This window comes from Variovorax sp. GW823-FHT02B07 (assembly GCF_058797695.1).
In genome coordinates, this window is sequence record NZ_JBXAJX010000002.1 from 1,345,433 (window position 1) to 1,364,812 (window position 19,380).

The 19,380-nt window shown below is 68.2% G+C and carries 18 protein-coding genes; 8 read left to right on the top strand and 10 right to left on the bottom strand.

Annotated elements, in window-relative coordinates; translation table 11 throughout:
• Positions 1-11 precede the first annotated feature (11 nt).
• Positions 12-1,340 carry an ATP-binding protein gene (locus tag AC1RGU_RS17235; RefSeq protein ID WP_492696969.1) on the top strand — a complete coding sequence of 443 codons (1,329 nt, stop codon included), beginning with the start codon at positions 12-14 and terminating at the stop codon, positions 1,338-1,340.
• A gap of 87 nt (positions 1,341-1,427) precedes the next feature.
• Complete coding sequence (locus AC1RGU_RS17240; RefSeq protein WP_070060904.1) at positions 1,428-2,909, top strand: DegQ family serine endoprotease; 1,482 nt, start codon at positions 1,428-1,430, stop codon at positions 2,907-2,909.
• Between the two features lie 15 nt (positions 2,910-2,924).
• On the opposite strand, the gene AC1RGU_RS17245 is transcribed toward AC1RGU_RS17240, so the two are convergent.
• The 3 genes from AC1RGU_RS17245 to AC1RGU_RS17255 all read right to left on the bottom strand — a co-directional run bounded on the left by AC1RGU_RS17245 (position 2,925) and on the right by AC1RGU_RS17255 (position 6,525).
• Positions 2,925-4,757 (bottom strand): sensor histidine kinase, encoded by a 1,833-nt coding sequence (locus tag AC1RGU_RS17245; RefSeq protein ID WP_492696970.1) that lies wholly within the window; start codon positions 4,755-4,757, stop codon positions 2,925-2,927.
• Positions 4,758-4,800: 43 nt separating this feature from the next.
• Positions 4,801-5,439, bottom strand: a complete 639-nt coding sequence (locus tag AC1RGU_RS17250) for a response regulator (RefSeq protein ID WP_492696971.1) — start codon at positions 5,437-5,439, stop codon at positions 4,801-4,803.
• A 108-nt stretch (positions 5,440-5,547) separates the two neighbouring features.
• Positions 5,548-6,525, bottom strand: a complete 978-nt coding sequence (locus AC1RGU_RS17255) for a helix-turn-helix transcriptional regulator (RefSeq protein WP_492696972.1) — start codon at positions 6,523-6,525, stop codon at positions 5,548-5,550.
• Between the two features lie 91 nt (positions 6,526-6,616).
• On the opposite strand from AC1RGU_RS17255, the gene AC1RGU_RS17260 reads away from it, so the two are divergent.
• Positions 6,617-7,021, top strand: coding sequence for a GFA family protein (locus AC1RGU_RS17260; protein WP_095745513.1), 405 nt, complete (start codon positions 6,617-6,619; stop codon positions 7,019-7,021).
• Between the two features lie 66 nt (positions 7,022-7,087).
• On the top strand, positions 7,088-7,501 hold the full coding sequence (locus AC1RGU_RS17265) for a PaaI family thioesterase (protein ID WP_139704155.1): 414 nt from the start codon (positions 7,088-7,090) through the stop codon (positions 7,499-7,501).
• Here AC1RGU_RS17265 and AC1RGU_RS17270 read toward each other — a convergent pair.
• From AC1RGU_RS17270 to AC1RGU_RS17285, 4 genes are all read right to left on the bottom strand, one after another.
• Complete coding sequence (locus AC1RGU_RS17270) at positions 7,498-8,034, bottom strand: GrpB family protein (RefSeq protein ID WP_492696973.1); 537 nt, start codon at positions 8,032-8,034, stop codon at positions 7,498-7,500. The genes AC1RGU_RS17265 and AC1RGU_RS17270 overlap by 4 nt on opposite strands.
• Positions 8,031-8,897, bottom strand: coding sequence for an alpha/beta fold hydrolase (locus tag AC1RGU_RS17275; protein WP_492696974.1), 867 nt, complete (start codon positions 8,895-8,897; stop codon positions 8,031-8,033). Before AC1RGU_RS17275 ends, AC1RGU_RS17270 begins: the two co-directional genes overlap by 4 nt.
• A gap of 24 nt (positions 8,898-8,921) precedes the next feature.
• Entirely contained in the window at positions 8,922-9,440 is a 519-nt protein-coding gene (locus AC1RGU_RS17280; protein WP_492696975.1) for a YcxB family protein, read from the bottom strand.
• Positions 9,441-9,610: 170 nt separating this feature from the next.
• Positions 9,611-10,513: a LysR family transcriptional regulator gene (locus tag AC1RGU_RS17285; RefSeq protein WP_492696976.1), complete on the bottom strand. Its 903-nt coding sequence runs from the start codon at positions 10,511-10,513 to the stop codon at positions 9,611-9,613.
• 119 nt (positions 10,514-10,632) lie between these two features.
• Between AC1RGU_RS17285 and AC1RGU_RS17290 the strand changes: the two genes are divergently transcribed.
• Positions 10,633-11,646: a zinc-dependent alcohol dehydrogenase family protein gene (locus AC1RGU_RS17290; protein WP_492696977.1), complete on the top strand. Its 1,014-nt coding sequence runs from the start codon at positions 10,633-10,635 to the stop codon at positions 11,644-11,646.
• Positions 11,647-11,653: 7 nt separating this feature from the next.
• Here AC1RGU_RS17290 and AC1RGU_RS17295 read toward each other — a convergent pair whose 3' ends face one another.
• Positions 11,654-12,730, bottom strand: coding sequence for an MBL fold metallo-hydrolase (locus tag AC1RGU_RS17295; protein WP_492696978.1), 1,077 nt, complete (start codon positions 12,728-12,730; stop codon positions 11,654-11,656).
• 82 nt (positions 12,731-12,812) lie between these two features.
• The gene (locus tag AC1RGU_RS17300) at positions 12,813-13,700 is read right to left on the bottom strand and encodes a CsgG/HfaB family protein (RefSeq protein ID WP_070060896.1); all 888 of its coding nucleotides are present in this window, start codon (positions 13,698-13,700) and stop codon (positions 12,813-12,815) included.
• Between the two features lie 178 nt (positions 13,701-13,878).
• Between AC1RGU_RS17300 and AC1RGU_RS17305 the strand changes: the two genes are divergently transcribed.
• Positions 13,879-14,109 carry a hypothetical protein gene (locus tag AC1RGU_RS17305; RefSeq protein WP_062472430.1) on the top strand — a complete coding sequence of 77 codons (231 nt, stop codon included), beginning with the start codon at positions 13,879-13,881 and terminating at the stop codon, positions 14,107-14,109.
• Positions 14,110-14,152: 43 nt separating this feature from the next.
• Here AC1RGU_RS17305 and AC1RGU_RS17310 read toward each other — a convergent pair whose 3' ends face one another.
• A complete protein-coding gene (locus AC1RGU_RS17310; protein ID WP_062472433.1) occupies positions 14,153-14,554 on the bottom strand; it encodes a GreA/GreB family elongation factor in 402 nt (133 codons plus the stop codon).
• A 916-nt stretch (positions 14,555-15,470) separates the two neighbouring features.
• Here AC1RGU_RS17310 and AC1RGU_RS17315 point away from each other — a divergent pair.
• Entirely contained in the window at positions 15,471-16,067 is a 597-nt protein-coding gene (locus tag AC1RGU_RS17315) for a hypothetical protein (protein WP_492696979.1), read from the top strand.
• 162 nt (positions 16,068-16,229) lie between these two features.
• Positions 16,230-19,139, top strand: coding sequence for a hypothetical protein (locus AC1RGU_RS17320; protein WP_492739292.1), 2,910 nt, complete (start codon positions 16,230-16,232; stop codon positions 19,137-19,139).
• Positions 19,140-19,380: the final 241 nt, after the last annotated feature.

Sequence of the window (19,380 nt, forward strand, 5' to 3'; positions counted from 1 at the left end):
TGCGCCGCGTGATGCGATGGACCGGATCGCTGCGCGCGCGGCTGCTGGTGTTTTTGCTCGCCGCCATCGTGCTCGCGGCCGGCGCGCAGGCGCTGGTGGCCTACCGCACGGTGCTGAAAGAGGCCGACGACATCTTCGATTACCACATGCAGCAGATGGCGCTGTCGCTGCGCGCGGGGCTGCCGCCGAGCGCGGCCGTGGGCGGGCTCGGCGGCGCGGAACAGAACTTCGATTTCGTGGTGCAGGTGTGGACGGTCGACGGCGTGCGCATCTTCGAATCGGCCGAAGAAGCCGCGCTGCCGCAGCTCGCGGTACTGGGCTTTGCCGACGTGCGCGCCCGCGGCACGACCTACCGCGTGTTCTCGATGCAGACACGCGGGCTGGTGATCCAGGTGGCGCAGGACATGGCGGCGCGCCGCCACATGGCCGGCTCGCTCGCGCTGCGCACCATCGTGCCCGTGGCGTTGATGGCGCCGCTGTTGATGCTGGTCGTGTGGTGGGTGGTGAGCCTGTCGCTGGCGCCCGTGGCGCGCGTGCGCCGGCAGGTGGCGTCGCGGCAGGCCGACGACCTCTCGCCCGTGAGCGAAGAGAACCTGCCCGAAGAAGTGCGCCCGCTGGTGCAGGAACTCAACCTGCTGTTCGGCCGCGTGCGCCATGCCTTCGACGCGCAGAAGCACTTCGTGGCCGATGCGGCGCACGAGCTGCGCTCGCCGCTGGCTGCGCTCAAGCTGCAGGTGCAGGGCCTGCAGCGCGCGCCCGACGACGCGGCGCGCACGCTGGCCGTGAGCCGGCTGTCGGCCGGCATCGATCGCGCCACGCGCCTCGTCGAGCAGATGCTGGCGCTGGCCCGTCACGAGGCCAGCGTGGCCGCGGGCGCGAAGCCCGAGACGGTCGACCTGGCCGAGGTGGCGCGCTTGGCGATCTCCGATGCGGTGGCGGCCGCGCAGGCGCGCCGCATCGACATCGGCGTGGCGCACGCCGACGCGGGCGCGACCGTGAGCGGGCAGCCCGAGGCGCTGCGCATGCTGCTGCGCAACCTGATCGACAACGCCGTGAAGTACACGCCCGAAGGCGGGCGGGTCGACGTCGGTCTCGTGAAGCGCGCTGACGCGGTGGAGCTGCGCGTGGACGACAGCGGCTCCGGCCTGCCCGAGGCCGAGCGCGCGCGCGTGCTCGATCGCTTCTACCGCTCGGGCGAGCCGCAGGCGCCGGGCAGCGGGCTGGGGCTGGCCATCGTGAAGTCGATCGCCGACCTGCACGGCGCCACGGTGGCGCTGGACAAGTCCGCGAGCCTCGGTGGGCTGTGCGTGCGGGTGACGTTCGCTCCCGCCAAAGAGTGAACTCCGCTTAAGCGACGCCTAAGTCAAGGCCGCGACATTCCTTTCATCGTGTTTGCGCCCCGGCGCAGGATTGAAAGGAATCGAAGAATGAAAGCCGCCCTGATTTCCCCCCGTGCCCTCGTGATCGCGCTGGCCAGCGCCGGCGTGATCGGTGCCGTCGGCGCCGGGGCCTACACCAGCGCCCGCGCCGTGAACGCCCCGGCCACCGCCGCCGCCGTGGCCGCGCCGGCAGCGATGGTCACCTTGCCCGACTTCTCGACCATCACCTCGCGCGACGGCCCGGCCGTGGTCAACATCAGCGTGACCGGCACCGAGAAGGCCCCGGACGACGACACCATGGCGCAGCTGCAGGGCATCGACCCGGACGATCCGATGTTCCAGTTCTTCCGCCACTTCCAGGGGCAGATGGGACCGCGCGGCCAACAACCGCAGCGCGCCGTGCCGGTGCGCTCGCAGGGCTCGGGCTTCATCGTGGACCCGAGCGGCATCATCATGACCAACGCCCACGTCGTGAAGGACGCGAAGGAAGTCACCGTCAAGCTGACCGACCGCCGCGAGTACCGCGCCAAGGTGCTCGGCGCCGATGCCAAGACCGACATCGCGGTGCTCAAGATCGACGCGAAGAACCTGCCGGTGCTCGCGCTGGGAAACACCAAGGACCTGAAGGTCGGCGAATGGGTGCTGGCCATCGGCTCGCCCTTCGGCTTCGAGAACACCGTGACGGCCGGCGTGGTGAGCGCCAAGGGCCGCTCGCTGCCCGACGACAGCTACGTGCCCTTCATCCAGACCGACGTGGCCGTGAACCCCGGCAACTCGGGCGGGCCGCTGCTCAATGCGCGCGGCGAGGTGGTCGGCATCAACTCGCAGATCTACAGCCGCAGCGGCGGCTACCAGGGCGTGTCGTTCGCCATTCCGATCGACGTGGCCGTGCAGGTGAAGGACCAGATCGTCGCCACCGGCAAGGCCACGCATGCGCGCCTGGGCGTGGCGGTGCAGGAGGTGAACCAGGCCTTCGCCGATTCGTTCAAGCTCGACAAGCCCGAGGGCGCGCTGGTCTCGAACATCGAGAAGGGCGGCCCCGGCGACCATGCCGGCCTGAAGGCGGGCGACGTGATCCGCAAGGTCGACGGCCAGGCCATCGTGTCGTCGGGCGACCTGCCGGCCGTCATCGGCCAGCAGGCGCCGGGCAAGAAGGTCACGCTCGAGGTGTGGCGCCAGGGCGAGCGCCAGGAGCTGCAGGCCAAGCTCGGCGATGCCAGCGACAAGCCGGCGCAGGTCGCCAAGGCCGACAACACGGCGGGGCAGGGCAAGCTCGGCCTGGCGCTGCGCCCGCTGCAGCCGCAGGAACAGCGCGCGGCCTCGGTCGACGGCGGTCTGCTGATCGAGGACGTGGCCGGCCCGTCGGCGATGGCCGGGGTGCAGGCCGGCGACGTGCTGCTGGCGATCAACGGCACGCCGGCCAAGAGCCTGGAGCAGGTGCGCCAGGCGGTGGCCAAGGCCGACAAGTCGGTGGCGCTGTTGATCCAGCGCGGCGAGGACAAGATCTTCGTGCCGGTGCGCCTGGGCTGACCGGCTGAGGCGCGCTCAGGGCAGCGCGCAGGGCCAGTCGAGCGACACGCGCGTGCCGCCGGCCTGCGCGTCGGCCCGCTCGATCTGCAGCCGCGCCCCGATGGCCTGTGCCCGCGAACGCATGTTCGCGAGGCCGTGGCCGCCGGGGCGTTCGTTCGCCTGCAGCCCGCGGCCGTTGTCGGTGAGCACGATGCGCACCAGCGGCGGCGTCTGCTCGCCGTGCCAGCCCACATGCATCACGATGCGCGTGGCGCCCGCATGCTTCAGCACGTTGGTGAAGGCCTCCAGCAGGATGCGCTGCAGCTGCAGCGCGGCCTGCGCGGCAAAGGGCGCGAGCGTGGGGATGAGCGCGACGTCCCAGACCAGCTCGATGCCGGCGGCGTCCAGCCGGGGCTGCAGGCGATAGCGCAGCGTGGCCAGCACGGTGGTCAGGTCGTCGTGCATGGGTTGGAGCGAATCGACGGCCATGCGCATCTCGTCGAGCGCCAGCTTCACGTGCTCCTCGACCACGTCGCGGTCGGGCGCGGGCTGGTTCACCACATTGAGCAGGCCCACGAGCTGCGAGCCCACGCCGTCGTGGATCTCCCGCATGATGCGCTGGCGCTCCAGCAGCACGGCCTGTTCTTCCTGCTGCTTGCGCACGGTTTCGAAGGCGCCGCGCAGCTGTTCTTCGCGCTCGGCCACGCGCGCGGCGAGGTTGGCGTTGAGCGAGCGGTAGTCGGCCACGGTGCGGCTGTAGCGCTCCACCACGAGGCCGGCCAGGATCATCACGAAGAAGAAGATCGCGTGCGAGGTGAGCGTGTAGTAGGCGCCGCCGAACAGGCCCATGCGCACCAGCAGCAGGTCGTGCGCGCCGGCCAGGATGGCCAGCGTGCCCGCCGCCATCAGCACGCCCGCGATGCGCCGCCGCGCCACCAGCGCGCCGTGCACCACGTAGGGCAGGCAGATGGTGCTCGTGACCTGCAGGATCGCCAGCCCGGTGGTCCACAGCGCCGGCAGCGCGAAGGCGAAGGAGGCGCAGGCCAGCACCACCGACAGCGCCAGTGCCCCGTAGATGGAGCGCACCAGCCACGGCGGGTTGCGGTCGAGCACCAGCAGCACGAAGCGCGCGATCAGCCCGATGTGGCAGGCGTAGCAGACCGCCACCACCGCGCCCCACAGCGGCCAGGGCACGGGCCCTTCGGTCAGCACGCGGTCGAGGTTGCGGGCCACGCCCGAGAGCGCGGCCAGCGCGAAGCAGCCGTAGAGCGCATCGCGCTGGCGCAGCCAGAGCCCGGCGGCCAGGCCGCCCATCAGCAGCAGGCTCACGGCGTAGACGATGGCCGAGGTGTTGCGCCAGTTCTGCTGCGAGCGGTGCAGCGGGGCCAGGGAGGCCTCGGGGCCGTAGAGCACGCTGGCCAGTCCGCCGCCGCGCTGGCGCTGGATGGTGGCCTGGATGAGCAGTTCCTGCGGCTGGCCGTCGCCGCGCCGCAGCGCGGCGGCCAGCGGGATCAGCAGGTTGGCCTTGCCGGCGTCGTAGGCCGGGTCGCCGAGCACGCCGTAGTTGGCGACCAGAGCGCCGTTGAACCACACGGCGGCCTGGTTGCCCAGGCCCGACATCAACAGCGCCTGGGCGTCGTCCGCGCGGGCGGCGTCGGGGGGCAGCACGATGCGGTAGCTGGCCTTGCCGCCGCGCCCCGGAAACTCGTGGTCCCAGCGAAAGGGCAGCGCCACCTGCCGCACCTGCATCGGCAGGCCGTCGGGTTCGAGGCTGGCTTCGGCCCAGTCCACGTCGGTGGTGCCCGGCGGGTTGGCGGCTTGGGCGAAGGGCACTGCGAGCGCCAGCCACAGCAGCAGTAGCAGCAGCACGGCCCGCAGGGGGGAAAAGAAAAAGGCGGGGCGGTTCACGCGGCTAGGAAAGCCGGCCTGGAGGACGGGTCGCCAACACGGCTTCCGAGGGAGGGGGCGCATCCAGCTTGCCGTAGATGTTTCTGATATGGGTTTGAACCGTCGATGCGGAGACTCCCATCTGCGCGCCGATTTCGGCATAGGTGAAACCACGAGACACCCGGTCGAGCACTTCGGCCTCGCGCGACGAGAGGTGCCCGGGCGCGCCGTCGGAGGCCTGCCAGCGGCGCAGCAGCTGCCGCGCGATGCCCGGCGGCAGCGGGGAGCCGCCGGCGCCCAGGTGGCGCAGGTGCGCGGCCAGGTCGGCCTCGGTGCCGTCCTTGAGCAGGTAGCCGCGCGCGCCGGCCTCGAAGGCCTGGACCATGTGGGTCTCGTCGCCGAAGATCGTCAGCACCATCACTGCGCAGGCCGGCTGCATGCGGCGGCACTGGCGGATCACCTGCAGGCCGGGGTGGTCGGGCAGGCCGAGGTCGACCAGCAGCACATCGACCGGGTTGTCCGTGAGCCAGTTCAGGATGTCGACCGCGTTCGAGGCGCTGAAGGCCAGCGCCAGCGCCGGGTCGGCGCCGATCACGCGGGCGATGCGCTCGCGCATGCCGCTGTCGTCCTCGACCACGGCGACCTGGGTGACGGTCAGGGGCATGGCGGGCTTCCGCAGGCGAGACCGGGGCCGAGGCGCATGGGCAGATCCGTTTCCGTTCGGAGGTTGCAGGTGCCGCAAGCCTATCGACCGGTATCGGGCGAGCCCATCCTATAGACGGGGGATGGGGGTACCCTGCCGGCGCGCGATGGTGTCCAGCCGTGTCGCGACGCGCGCCACGTGCTGCACCAGTTCGGGAGGCGATTCGATCTCGATGTCGTGGCCCAGGCAGCCCAGCCACACGGCCAGCGCATCGAGCGAACTGGCGCCGGTGACGACGCGCGTGCGGCCCGCGTCGAGGGCCTCGGGCACGCCGCCCACCCAGCCCAGGTGCGGTTCCAGCGCCGCGAGCGGGGCATGCACGATCACGCGCGCGTGGTGCAGGTAGGGCGAGACCTTGAGCGCGTGTTCCATGTAGGCCTCGACGTCGCCCAGCGGCAGGCGGCGCGCGGCGAAGCGCGCGCCCGTGGGTTCGGCGTCGACGATGCGGTCGAGTCGGAAGGTGCGCCAGTCCTGGCGCGCCATGTCCCAGGCCAGCAGGTACCAGCGCTGGCCGGTCTGCACCACGCGGTGCGGCTCCACGGTGCGCGCCGTGGCGGTCTGATGGTGGTCCTGGTAGCCGAAGCGCAGCTCGCGCCGCTCGGTGCAGGCCTCGGCGAACATCGACACCGCCTTCACGCGCACGCCCGACTTGCTGCGCATCACCGGCACCACCGAGGCGCGCACGCTGCCCAGGCGGCGCTGCAGGCGCGGCGGCATCAGCTGGTCGAGCTTGGCGAGGGCGCGCATCGACGCGTTGCCGATGTCGCCTTCGCCTGTGCCGGCATGGCCGAGCGCCAGCGCCACCGCAATAGCTTCTTCGTCTTCCAGCAGCAGCGGCGGCAGGGCACTGCCCGCGCCCAGCCGGTAGCCGCCGGCCACGCCCGAGGTCGAGTCGACCGTGTAGCCGAGGCTGCGCAGCCGGTCGACGTCACGGCGCAGCGTGCGCTCGGTGATCTCCAGGCGCTCGGCCAGGGCGGCACCGGTCCAGGCGCGCTGGGCCTGGAACAGCGCGAGCAGGCGAAGCAGGCGGGCGGAAGCGGACAGCATGGGCCGCATCATGCCTGCGATCGAGGACAGGATCTGTCCGCAATGGGGCGTAGCCTTGGGTTTCCTCCACTCGTTTCCACGGACACCGACCATGAAGAAGACCTATCACGGCAGCTGCCACTGCGGCAAGGTGCGCTTCCAGGCGCTCATCGACCTCGCCGCGGGCACCGGCAAGTGCAACTGCTCGATCTGCATGAAATCGCGCGGCTGGGGCGCCATCGTCAAGCCGGCCGACTTCACGCTGCTGTCGGGCGAAGAAGACCTGTCCAGCTACCAGTTCGGCTCGTTCAGCGCCGAGCACCTGTTCTGCCGCCATTGCGGCGTCAAGTCCTTCGGACGCGGCAACGTGCCGGAGATCGGCGGCGCGTACGTCAGCGTGAACGTCTCCTGCCTGGACGACGCGACGCTCGAAGAGCTGTCCACCGCGCCGGTGCGCTACATGGACGGGCGCCACAACAACTGGTTCGAGGTGCCGGCGGAGGTGCGCTATCTCTGAGATGACCGATGGCCCCACGCTTTCGGCTGAGAATGCCCGTTGCTTCACCTGCTGCGAACGAAACCAATGAACGACGAACTCGAAGCCCGCATCCGCTCGGGCCAGGCGCTGTCCGAATCGATGGGCAACTTCCACGTGACCGGCTGGGACGCCGCGCACAAGACGCTGAAGGCCGCCTTCACCGTGCGGCGCGAGTACTGCCACACGAACGGCACGATCGCCCAGGGCGGCTTCATCACCGCCTGGCTCGACGCCGCCATGGCCCATGCGGTCATGCACGACACCGAGCAGGCGCAGACGGTCTTCAGCCTGGAGATCAAGGTGAGCTTCTACGAGAAGGTTGGCCCCGGTGAAGGCCGGGTCGAGGGGCGCGTGATCCGGCGCGGGAAGCGCGTGGCGTTCCTTGAAGCGGCGCTCTACAACCCCGATGGGAAGCTGGCCGCAGAGGCCACATCGACCGGGATACTGGCGAGCCTCTAGGCCTGCCCGACCTGGGCCTGTATCTCGCGGATCACCGCTTCCTTTTCCCGGTTGTAGATCTGCGGGTTGGCCGGGTCGATGCCGTGGGCTCGGTCCTTGGCTTCTTCGTACTTCCTGCGCAGGTCCGGGCGCCGGTCGAGCACTTCCATGAACGCCAGCGAATCGGCATGCACCGGGTCGCCGCGATGGCAGATGTGCAGGTTGAGGTTGAACCTGCGCCCGTCGTGCAGCACGGACGCGCAGACGTAAGGCTTCTCGTCCGTGTCGACCCACACGGGGCGGCGGTGAAACCCGAGGGCCTCGAATTCCGACTGGGCCGTGCGCAGGTTCTCGCGCTGCGTGATCGCCGCGATGTCGACCATCGGCTTGCCCCGCAAACCGACGATGGCCGTGCTCCCGATGTGCACGAGTTCCACGCCTTCGAGACGCGCCTGCACGTAACGCTGCACCTGCGCGAACACCTGGGCATATGCCGGGTCGTAGGGCAGGATGTGGCGCTGGTCCAGGCTCTCGTCGAAGGCGAGGAGCTTCATCGCACGATGCGCGCGAGCCAGGCCAGCAGCACGGCCACGACTTCGTCGCGGTTGGTCTCGTTGAGCGTTTCGTGGCGCGCGCCGCCGAACACATGGCACGACACGTCGCGCAGGCCGGCGTCGCGGTAGCGCTGTACCAGCGGATAGAACCACTCGGCCTTGTTGCTGACCGGGTCCTGGTCGCCGGTGAACAGGTACAGCGGCAACTCGGGCCGGATGCGCGTCTGCATCGCGGCGGGCGTGAGCTCGTCGAGGCTGGCGAACATCGAGCCCATGCCTTCGGCCGACACGGTGAAGCCGCACAGCGGGTCGGCAATGTAGGCATCGACCTGGGCCGGATCGCGGCTGAGCCAGTCGAAGGGCGTGCGCACGTCGGGCAGCGCGGCGTTCATGTCTTCGAGACGGAAGCCGCTTTGCAGCGCCCCGCCCAGCAGGTCGAGCGCCGTGGTGCCGGACAGCACCGCGCCGGACAGCAGCTCGCTGTGCCGCACCAGGTAGTACTGCGTGGCGAACGAGCCCATGCTGTGGCCGACGAGGACCAGCGGCAGCCCGGGGTGCTCGGCGCGTGCGTGGCGGCTGAGCAGCGCCATGTCGTCCACGAGGCCGGCGAATCCGCGCGGGCCGAACTCGCCAAGTTCGTCGCGCGCGGCGGCGCCGGGGCCGTGGCCGCGGTGCTCGTTCGCGTAGACGACGTAGCCGGCCTGCGTGAGCGCATCGGCCAGCGGCCGGTAGCGCAGCGAATGCTCGCCCATGCCATGCGCCAGTTGCACGATGGCGCGTGGCGCGGTGCCCTGCCAGCGGTGGGCCTCCACCGGATGGCCGTCGTTGGCGGTCAGTTCGAAGTTCGTCTCGGTATGGGGCATGCGGCGTCCTTGAGGGGAGGGTTGTTACCTTGGGAGATGCGAAGTGCGCAGATCAAATTCATTGGCAAACGACGCGATCGCGGACCGGGGAAGCACGAGGGCTTGCATCGAATCGATGAAGAGATAGTAGTTGGCGTCATCTTCATCACGTGCCAGAACGCTCGTCCATGGCACCTCCGAGCGCACCTTCGCTGACTGGATGACCATCGTGCTGTCTGTGAGCCACAGCGTCTGAGGAGAAAGAAACGCACCGTCCGGGCTCAGCACGTGTTTGCGCATGAGGGCTTGAGATGCATGAGGTAGCGCTGCTGCGATAAGAAGGGTCGCTACGAGAAGATAGGCGACGATCCAGAGATCTCGTACGTCCGGGTGTTCGCGCAGCACGCCCACATAGGCTGCTAACGCCAGACCCAGACAGAGGCAAAAAGCGATGCGCAGGAAGAGCAGGGCAGATGACAGGCCCGGCTTGCGTTGCAGGCGCCGGCTGACGATCTTCTGAAGGCGATGGAAGTCTTCAGCCGTGAGCGTGAAAGATGCTGGCATGTGGTGTGGATGTTCCTGGGCGAAGTGATGGCGTCGGGCTGAAGGTCCGCCGCGTTGTTCGTCTGGCCGAGACTGCATGCAGGCGCGCATGAGACCAATCTCGATGGAGTTTTCCGGTGGCGTACCAATCGTTTGGGATGCGTTGATTGCCGGATTCTGCCTTCGTCACATCAATCGTTGAAGGCCCGCAGCATGGCCTTGCGCAGCCACGCCTGCGCCGGGTCCTTGTCGGTCACTGCGCGCCAGGCCATCCGCAGCGGATAGCTGGGGCTGTCGAAGGGCAGGGGCTCGCAGCGCAGGCCGGTCTGCGCCGACAGCGCCAGCGCCACATGCTCGGGCACCGTGGCCAGCAGGTCGGTGCCGGCGAGCACGGCGGGCAGGCTGCCGAACTGCGGCACCGAGAAGAGCACGTCGCGCTGGCGTCCGAGTTCGCCCAGCGTTTCGTCGACGGTGCCGCACAGGTCGCCGGCATAGGTCACGAGCAGGTGGCGTCGGCGGCAGTAGTCGTCGAGCGACAGCCTGCCGGGCGCGGTGTCGGCCCGGAGCACGGCAAAACGCGCGGTGCGGACCTTGCGCACCTTCGCATCGGCGGGCAGTTCTTTCAGGAAGGACATCACCGCGCTGACGCGGCCCTGATCGAGGTAGCGCATGGCGTTGCGGTAGCAGACGGTGAGCGTCACCAGTTTGGCGCCGGGCACTTCGGTGCTCAGGGCGCGCAGCAGGCGGGGCAGCATCGCGATCTGCAGGTCGTCGGTCAGGCCGATGCGGAACACCGGCGCGGCGCGCGCCGGTTCGAAGTCGGCCTGCGCGCGGAACGTGGCCTCGATCTGCGCGAGGGCGGGGCCCAGGCCCTGCATCAGGGCGAGCGCCCGTGCGGTGGGTTCCATCACGCGGCCCTGGCGCACCAGCAGCGGATCGCCGGTGAGCTCGCGCAGCCGCGCGAGCGCATGGCTCACCGCGGGCTGGCCGAGGTTCAGCCGCTCGGCGGCGCGACTGACGTGGCGCTCGCGCATGAGCGCGGCCAGCACGGTGAGCAGGTTCAGGTCGATGCGGTTGAGTTCGATGGGTTTCATCCGGGTCCTGGCGTTATCGATGGTACGCATAGCGACTATCCCGCGAATCGATTTCCTTGATGACGCCGCGGCCTCTAGATTGAAGCCTTCGGTCATTCAGGAAAAGAAGGAGAGTTGTCATGAGCAGGATGGTTCGCTTCCACGCATTCGGCGGTGCCGAGGTGCTGAAGCTCGAAGAGGTCGCGGTGCCTGCGCCGGGCATTGGCGAAGTGCGCATCGCGGTACAGGCCATCGGCCTGAACCGGGCCGACGCGCTGTGGCGCGAGAACCTGTACATCGAAGACGCGACGTTGCCGGCGGGGCTGGGCAACGAAGCCGCCGACGTCATCGAGGCCGTGGGCGAGGGCGTCGAAGGGCTGGGCGTGGGCGACCGGGTCGCGGTGCTGCCGGGGGCGAGCCAGGGGCTGTATCCGACCTACGGCGATCGCATCCTCTTTCCGGCCGCGCACGTGGTGCGGTATCCCGCCAACCTGTCGGCCGCGCAGGCTGCGGGCGCCTACATGGCGTATCTCACGGGCTACTTCCCGATGTTCGAGATGGCACGGCTGCAGCGCGGCCAGGTGATGCTCGTCACCGGGGCGTCATCGGGCACCGGCATCGCGGCGCTGCAGATGGCGCGCGCGGCGGGCATCGCCGCCATCGCGGTCACGCGCACGGTCGCCAAGCGCGACGCGCTGCGGGAAGCGGGCGCTGCGCATGTGGTCGTGACGGACGACGAAGACGTGGTCGAGCGCGTGTTGAGGCTCACCGAGGGCTGCGGTGTCGACCTGGTGTACGACGGCGTGGGCGGCGCGCAGGTCGAGCGGCTCGGCGATGTGGTCGCGCATCGCGGGTGGTACGTGCTGTACGGCCTGTCGGGCGGTGCCGAGTTCAGGTTTCCGGTGATTGCGCAGTTCCGCAAGAGCTGGCGCTTCCACGTCTACAAGGTGCTGGAGCACACGGGTGCTGCCACCATGGGGTTGCCGCGCGACGAGGCCGCATTGGGCCGTGCGCTGGCGTTCATCGATGCGGGGCTTGCCGATGGCACGCTGCACGTGCGCATCGACCGGAGCTTCGCGCTCGACGACGTGGTGCAGGCCCATCGCTACCTCGAGCGCGCCGGGCACATCGGCAAGGTCGTGCTCGAGGTCTGACCGGCGCTCAGGCGGCGGAGGTCAGCCGGTACAAGGCCACCCCGTCATCGGCGATGTCGCACGCGATCTCGCCGCGGTGGCGCAGGTAGTTGAGGCAGGCGAGGCTTTCACCGGTCGCCATGCCCAGCAACGGCACGTCGGATTCGGCGATGCTGCGCGCGAACAGGCTCGTGAACACATCGACCGCGCGCTTCGGCGTCTTCAATGTGTTGCGCAAGCGGTCGAGCGAGCGCTCCTGCCCGTGCTGCAGCCGGTCGATGCGCGCATGCAGGCCGCGGAAGCACTCGTTGTGCGACGGCAGCACCAGCACGTCGTCGGGCACTTCGCGTTTGAGCTTGGCGAGCGACGCGAGCCAGTCGGCCATCGGGTCGGCGTCGGGTTCGACGGGCGAGACCGACACGTTGGACGAGATGCGCGGCAGGATCTGGTCGCCCGAGATCAGCACCTTCAGGTCGGGGCAGTACAGGCACGCATGTTCGGGCGAGTGGCCGTTGCCGGTGACGACGCGCCAGTCGTGCGCGCCGATGCGCAGCACCTCGCCGTCGCGCAGGCGCCGGAAGCTGTCGGGCAGCGGATGGATGTGCTTGCCGAAGTTGCCGAAGCGCGTGCGGTAGGTCTCGATGGCCGCCTCGCCCCAGCCGGCGCGGCGGTAGAAGGCGATGGCGTCGTCGGGTGCTTCGCGGCCGGTGTCGGACACCATCACGCGGCACATGAGGTATTCGGAGCGGGTCATCCACAGCCGCACGCCGAACTTGCGCGTGAGCCAGCCGGCCATGCCGACGTGGTCGGGGTGCATGTGCGTCACGAAGACGCGGGTGAGGCCGCGCGTGTCGGGCGAATTGGCGAACAGCTCGCGCCAGACCGCCACTGTTTCCTCGGTGCGCACGCCGGTGTCGACCACGGCCCAGCCGTCGCCGTCGTCCAGCGCCCACAGGTTGATGTGGTCGAGCGAATAGGGCAGCGGCATGCGGATCCAGTGGACCCCGTCGGCGACCTCGATCGACTTGCCGCGTGGCGGAAGTTCCGCAAAGGGATAAACGAGCTTGCCCTTGGCTGCTTCCGCCGACTCTTCCAAACCATCCATCGTGTTTCACCTCCAGAGGGATGAATTGTGAACCCGGCCGGCATTCGGCCCGGGTCACTTCGAAGACGATGGACGGCCGCGCTTACTTGCGGCGCGGGCGGGCGGCGCCCGGCGCCGAGGTCTGCGACGGGGCGGCGCCGCCGTCCACGCCCAGCCGGCCGCCGCCGCCCAAGCCTTGTCCGCGCACCGTCTGCGCCTTGTAGTTGCGCAGCGAACGGACCATCTGGTTGAAGGCGTCCATGAAGGCCGCCGCGATCACCTTGCCCTGTGCGGTGTTGGTGTAGCCACCGATGCCGCCGGCGCCGCTGCGGCCACCGAGGCCGCCGAAGCCCGCGAAGTCGGTCTTGGAGGCGCTGCCTTCGGCGGCAGCCACCTGCACGCCCGAGCGGTTGTCGATGAGCGTCAGCAGCGCGCTGGCCTCCTTGGTCTGCAGGCTGGCGCCCACGGCCGCGATGGCGCGGCCACGGCCGCCGCCCACGAGGCCACCGAGTGCGCCGCCGATGCCGCCGGCGTCGTTGTTGCTGAACACGATCTCGGGCGACAGGCCGTAGTCGGAGGCCACCATCTGGCCGCGACCGAAGTTGCTGCCGCCGCGCATCTCGCCCGATTGCATCAGCGCGCGCTCGCGCGTCATGGCGTTCATGCCGGCCGCGCCGCGCTCGACCACCACGAAGCAGTTCGACTGCTGCACCAGCAGGCGCAGCAGGTTGGCCGTGGGCGGCAGGCGGTATTCACCGGTGAGGATGGTGTACCAGCCGGCATTGACGTTCTCGATCAGCGAGACGGTGCCGAGCGGCGAGTCGCAGCGTTCAAGCTGGCTGCTCTCGCCCGAGGTGGCGCCGCCGGCGGCGCTGCCCGTGGCCGTGGTCTTGGCCGCCGGAGCGCCCATCTGCATGTCCATGGTCTGGCAACCGGAAAGCGCGAGCAGGCCCGCGAGTGCGCTGGCGAGAGAGAGTTTGGAAAAAGGCATGTCCCTGTCCATCAAATGAAAACAATGTGGCGTCCGCCCCACCGGCGGGCGCCGCGCCCGCGCGACGATACGGGCCGCCCGATGCGCGGGCCAGTGTCGAAAGTCACACGGTCAGGAACATTTGTGGCGCTTGTCGGGGCTTGGTTACAGTCCGAACTCCATTCGCAGGAGTTTTCAGATGGCCACAAAGAAGAGGAATATCGTGGGAGAAGCCGCCGTCGAACTGACGACGCAGCAGGTGGCGCAGGCCCTGGCCATTGCCGGGGCGTCGGGCTACAGCGGCAGCGCCGATCCGTCGTTCGTGGGGGCGGTGCTGGTGGCGCTGGCGGTCAACACGAGTTCCGTCAGCGCGACCATCGACAGTGCGAAGAGCAGGGGCCCCGGCGTCGCCGGCGTGCTGCAGCACTGACCGGCCGGCGGGGCGCCGGCCTCCGGCCTGAACCGGCGCACTTTCAGGTCGTGTAGTCGCCGCTGGCTTCCGGCTGGAACAGCACGGCGATCACGCGCGCGCTGTGTTCGCCGCCGCCCGGCGTCTTCCAGCGCGCGACCGCGCCGGTCTTCTGGCCGAGCAGGCCGATGCCGACGGGCGAGAACACCGAGATGAAGCCCGTGGTCGGGTTCGCGTCGGCGGGATAGCAGATCACGATCTTCTGCCGCTGTCCGGCGGGCAGGTCTTCGATTTCCACCTGGGTGTACATCGTCACGATGTCCGAGGGCATTTCCCGTGACGGAAGGATGTCGGCCGTGTCGAGCAGATCGACCAGGGCCGGGGGAAGCGGCGTGTCCGCGAATTTGCTGAGACGGACGTAATCGAGTTCGGTGAGCGTGCGCTCCCCGTGAACGGTTGAAAGCATGAAGCACTCCAGATGAACGCAACCCGCCTTTCCAACAGACAGGGTCGCTACCGCGCGGTGTGGTGCCCGGCGGTCAAGGTGTGCGCATCAAGAAGAAGGTAGCGGACCGCCGGGCTCAGGAATGTGCGGACGTGCGTCGGAGGACCGACGTGGCCGCCGCGACGACGGCGCCCACACGACGACCGGCCGCTGCCATGGGCAGGGCTGCGCGCGCAGGGTATCGACGGGGCGAGAGGAGAGCCATGGGCCGCGAGTGTAGGGGATTCTGGCCAGATTGGCCAATTATGGCCCTACGGGTGCAGCGAGGAATTGCCGTGGAATCTCTGGATTCAATCAGTAGAACGCCTGAATTGAAATCAAGAACCTGTGATTCGAGACGACGTGAATGAGTGATGGAAAACGGGTGGGCAAGCGCTCATATTTACGAGATTCTTTGTGAATTGGATATTTTCTTGGTCGACGGGATTTCTCCGAAATTCATCGATGAATAATTTCTTGTTCCGCATCGGATGAGTGATTTCAAATTAATTCTACGAGCTTGAATTCATTGAGAATATTATTCCATGAATAGGGAGCACGCCTGAGGTTGCTGTTGTGGTCATTCGATCTCAATTGTTTTGACTCTCCCAGAAGCTTGAAAGCTTCAATTGAGGGGCTTCGGATCGAAAGAAATGTTGGATGCATTTTGTTTGTTCAATATGTCTCATTTGCGCATCCTCTGTTCTTTTGTTTGATTGCCATAAAAGTCCCAAGACATAAGAATTCAGTACGCAAAAATCTGAGTGGCCGACTGCCTTTAATTGCAAGCAATGTTGGCTATTTGTTTGCAATAAGAGGTTGATTGCAAATTTTGCGACGTGAATTTCAAATATTGTTAATTGGGGTTTGAATGACAGCATCCACATGGGATTTGTTCTTGTCGTCGTCGCGAGGCCGCGCAGGCGCGGTCCACCCGCTGCTCCGCGCAGGCCTGGCCCTGCTTGCCGCAGGCGCCGCGACCGTCGCATTGGCGCAACCCACCGCTTCGCTGGAGGCGCCGCGCGCACCTGCCGCGACCCAGGCCCTGACCGTCGTCCTCGCCCAGTCGAAGGTGGTCAAGGGGCCCGACGGCAATGAGCAGTTCCAGGACGCGGCCACCATCAAGCCGGGCGACGTCATCGAATACAAGGCTACCTACACCAACAACACGGGCAAGCCGGTCAAGGGGCTGGTGGCGGATCTGCCGATCCCCGAGGGGCTGGAATACCTGCCGCGCAGCGCCAAGCCAGGCGCCAGCCTCGTGAAAGCCGCCACCAAGACCGCCGTCTTCGAGCCCGAGCCGCTTGTTCGCAAGCTGGCCAGCGGCAAGAGCGAACCCGTTCCCTACAGCGAGTACCGCATGCTGCGCTGGAGCCTGGGCCAGTTGCCTGCCAGCGGCAGCATCGCCGTGAGCGCGCGCGCCAAGGTTGAAGCCGTCGCACCGCCAACGGCTGCGCCCGCCACGCCCGCCACGCCGCCCCCGCGCGGCAAGTAAAGGCCGCGCCGGCCCTCGCGCGCTGCGCGAGGCGAGGGCGCCCGCCTTTTCCATCGATCTCTTGTTTCTGAGTGCCAGTCGGCAGGTACGCGTTCGCCCATCGAAACGTACCGGCCAGGTTCTTTCGTGTTCCCGTTCATCGACAACAGAGGAGAAAACTACGTGATTCCCACCCAGCCAACCCAACGCGCCAGCGGCTGCAAGCCGTGCGCGCCCTGGGCAGGCGCCGCAGCGTTGACGCTGGGCTTCCTTTTCGGAAGTCCGGCTGCATTTGCCGCGTCGCCGCCCGCCAACACCGTCATCGGCAACCAAGCGTCCGCCAGCTATTCGGACGCCGCCGGGACGACCCAGGTCGCGACCTCCAACCTGGTGCAGACCACCGTTCTCCAGGTGGGCTCGTTCACGCTCGACAGCGTCAACCAGGTCACGACGACCATCGTCAACACCAAGTCCGGCGCGGCCGGTGCCACGGTCTATGCGCCTCACGTGCTGACCAACACCGGCAATGGGGTCGACACCTTTGCTCTCACGGTCAAGGCCGACGCAGGCAAGTTCTCGCGCGTCGAGGTCTTCGCCGACGCCGACGGCAACGGGCTGCCCGACAGCACGACGTCGCTCTGCTCGGCAGCTGGCACGGACGTCTGCACGGTGACCCCGGCGCAGAGCGTGCCCGGCAACAACGGCGCGTTCCGCTTCGTCGTGGCCTACACGATCCCGGGCTCGGCCAGCGGCACCGGCAATTTCGATGCGGCGACGATCACCGCCACCCCGGGCACTCCGGGGCTGTACATCGCGCCGAACACCTCGGCGGCCGACAAGGACGAGGTCAAGCTGGCCACCGATGCGGTGTTCAACGTCACCAAGGCGATCGGTGTTCCATTGGTCGCCGCACCTGGCGGCGGCGCATGGCCGGCCCCGTCGGCCAGCGGGCCGCGCTCTTCCGCTGCCTGTACCGCCACGAGCTGGACGGCCGGTCTCGCATCGAACGCGAACTGCCAGTACTCGGTCTACACCCTCACGTTCAGCAACACGGGCGGCGCGCCGGGCAAGTTCGCGCTGTCCGACGTGCTGCCTGCAGGGTTGACCTACGTCACCGGTTCGGCCGTGTGGAGCGGTGCGTCGGGCACGGCGCTGGGTGACGGGGCGGCCGGCGATCCGTCGGGCATCGACTTCCAGGTGACCGGCAACACGCTGAATGCCGTGGTGGCTTCGCTGAGTCCGAACGTGACGCAGACGCTGAGCTTCGTGGTGCTGGTGAACAGCACCGCGGCGGTCGGCACGTCCACCACCACCAACGTGGCCCGCTACAACCCCGCGAACGCGGATGCCAATGCCCCTCCGGCGATCACCGCGGTGGCCATTGGCACCGTCGGCTCGACCACCAATCCGGCGGCCTACACCGTCCTGGCGCGTTTCGGCATCGTGGTGGGTTCCAACCCGTCCACGGCTGCAACGGCACTCGACGCGACACCCGGCACGCCGAACCCCGCCGGCCAGGACCTGACCACGAAGACGCTGGCTGTTACGGGCGGCAGTGTCCGTTTCCCGCAAACCGTGTTCAACACGGGCGGCGCCTCGGATGCCGTGAACCTGTCGATCTCTGCCAGCACCTTCCCGGCCGGCACGAGCTTCCAGTTCTTCGCGGCCGACAGCGGCGCACCGCTGCTGGACACGAACGGCGACGGCGTGCCCGACACCGGCCCGATTCCAGCCGGCGTGAGCCTCAACATCGTGACGCAGGTGCAACTGCCGCCGGGCACGGTGGGTGGCGCCTACGTGGCCACGGTGCTCGGTCGCTCCGTGAACGACAACACGAAGATCGATGCGACCGAAGACCGCCTCGAGCGCGTGATCGAGACCCTGGTCGACCTGACCAATACGAAGCTCGGTACAGGCACCGGCAGCGTTTCCAATGGTGACCTCGGCGCGGGCCCCAGCCCGTTGCCGACGCAGGTCCACGACACGGGTGCCGGCACCGGCACCGTCTTCACGCTGTGGGTGAAGAACCATGACGTGGTCGACGCGACCTACAACCTTGCCGCCAGCCAGACGACCGGTTTCCCGGGCACGCTGCCGGCAGGCTGGACGGTCAAGTTCGTGGCGTTTGGCGGCACCTGTGCATCGCCGGCCATCTCGAACCTCGCGGTCATCGCCGGGGGACAGCAGGCGGTCGAAGCGTGCGTCACGCCGCCTTCCTCGCAAGCCGCAGTCACTGCAGTAAAGATCTACTTCAAGGTGCAATCCACTGCGGTGGCCTCGACCGGCGGCATCGCTTCCGACGTCAAGACCGATGCCGTGACGGTGACCTCGACGGCCCTTCAGTTGGGCGCCTCGCTCACGCCGAACAACAACGGCCAGGTCGCACCCGGCGGCACCGTGGTGTATGCCCACACGCTGACCAACATCGGCGCCCAGAGCTGCGGCGCGTACACGCTGACAGCCAAGGTGCCTGCGGCAGATGAGGCGCAAGGCTGGACCACCACGGTCTACCTCGACGTCAACGGCGACGGACAGATCGATGCTGGCGACACGCCGGTGAATGGTCCGCTGGCAAGCCTTCCGGCCCGTGCAGAGCAGAAGCTGCTAGTGCGCGTGTTCGCGCCGGGTGGCGTAAATGCGGGTGTGAGCAACACCACGACGGTGACGGCCACCTTCACCGACCCGGCCCCCAACTGCGGTACGCCCTCGGCCACCGACATCACGGCCGTGATCACCGGCCAGATCCGCGTCCTCAAGACGCAGGCGGCCGACGCGACCTGCGACGGCGTGGCGGACACGGCCTTCAAGGCAGATTCGCTGCAGCTGAAGCCTGGTCAGTGCATCGTCTACCAGGTCGTTGCCACCAACGAAGGCGTCGTGCCGGTGACCAACATCGCCATCAACGACGCACTGCCGGCGTACACCGTCCTGAGCGCGAAGCAGCCTGCATTGCAGTGCGAAGCCCCGGGCATTGGCGGTACGGCGCCGGCCTTCGCATCGACCGCCACCGCGGTGAGCTGCGGCAGCGCGGCCAACACCGTGGCCCCAGGTGGAAAGGTCACGCTGACCTTCGCCGTGCAGATCAACCCCTGATCTGACATCGGCGCCGCCGACGGTTCCGCAAGGGCCGTCGGCCGTTTCCCGCGAGGCCCGGGTTCGCCCCGGTGCCTCGCCTGTTTCCCCTGCCGCTTTCGCGCACATCGCTGCATGCAAGCCGTGCCTTGCCGGCCTTCGAGGCGGCAGAGGAAAGAGTTCTTCGACTGTTTGACGTGTCTCCCGCAGCGGGAGGTGCGAGGGAAGGTTCACCGCGTGCCATTTCTTCTTTCTTCTTCGC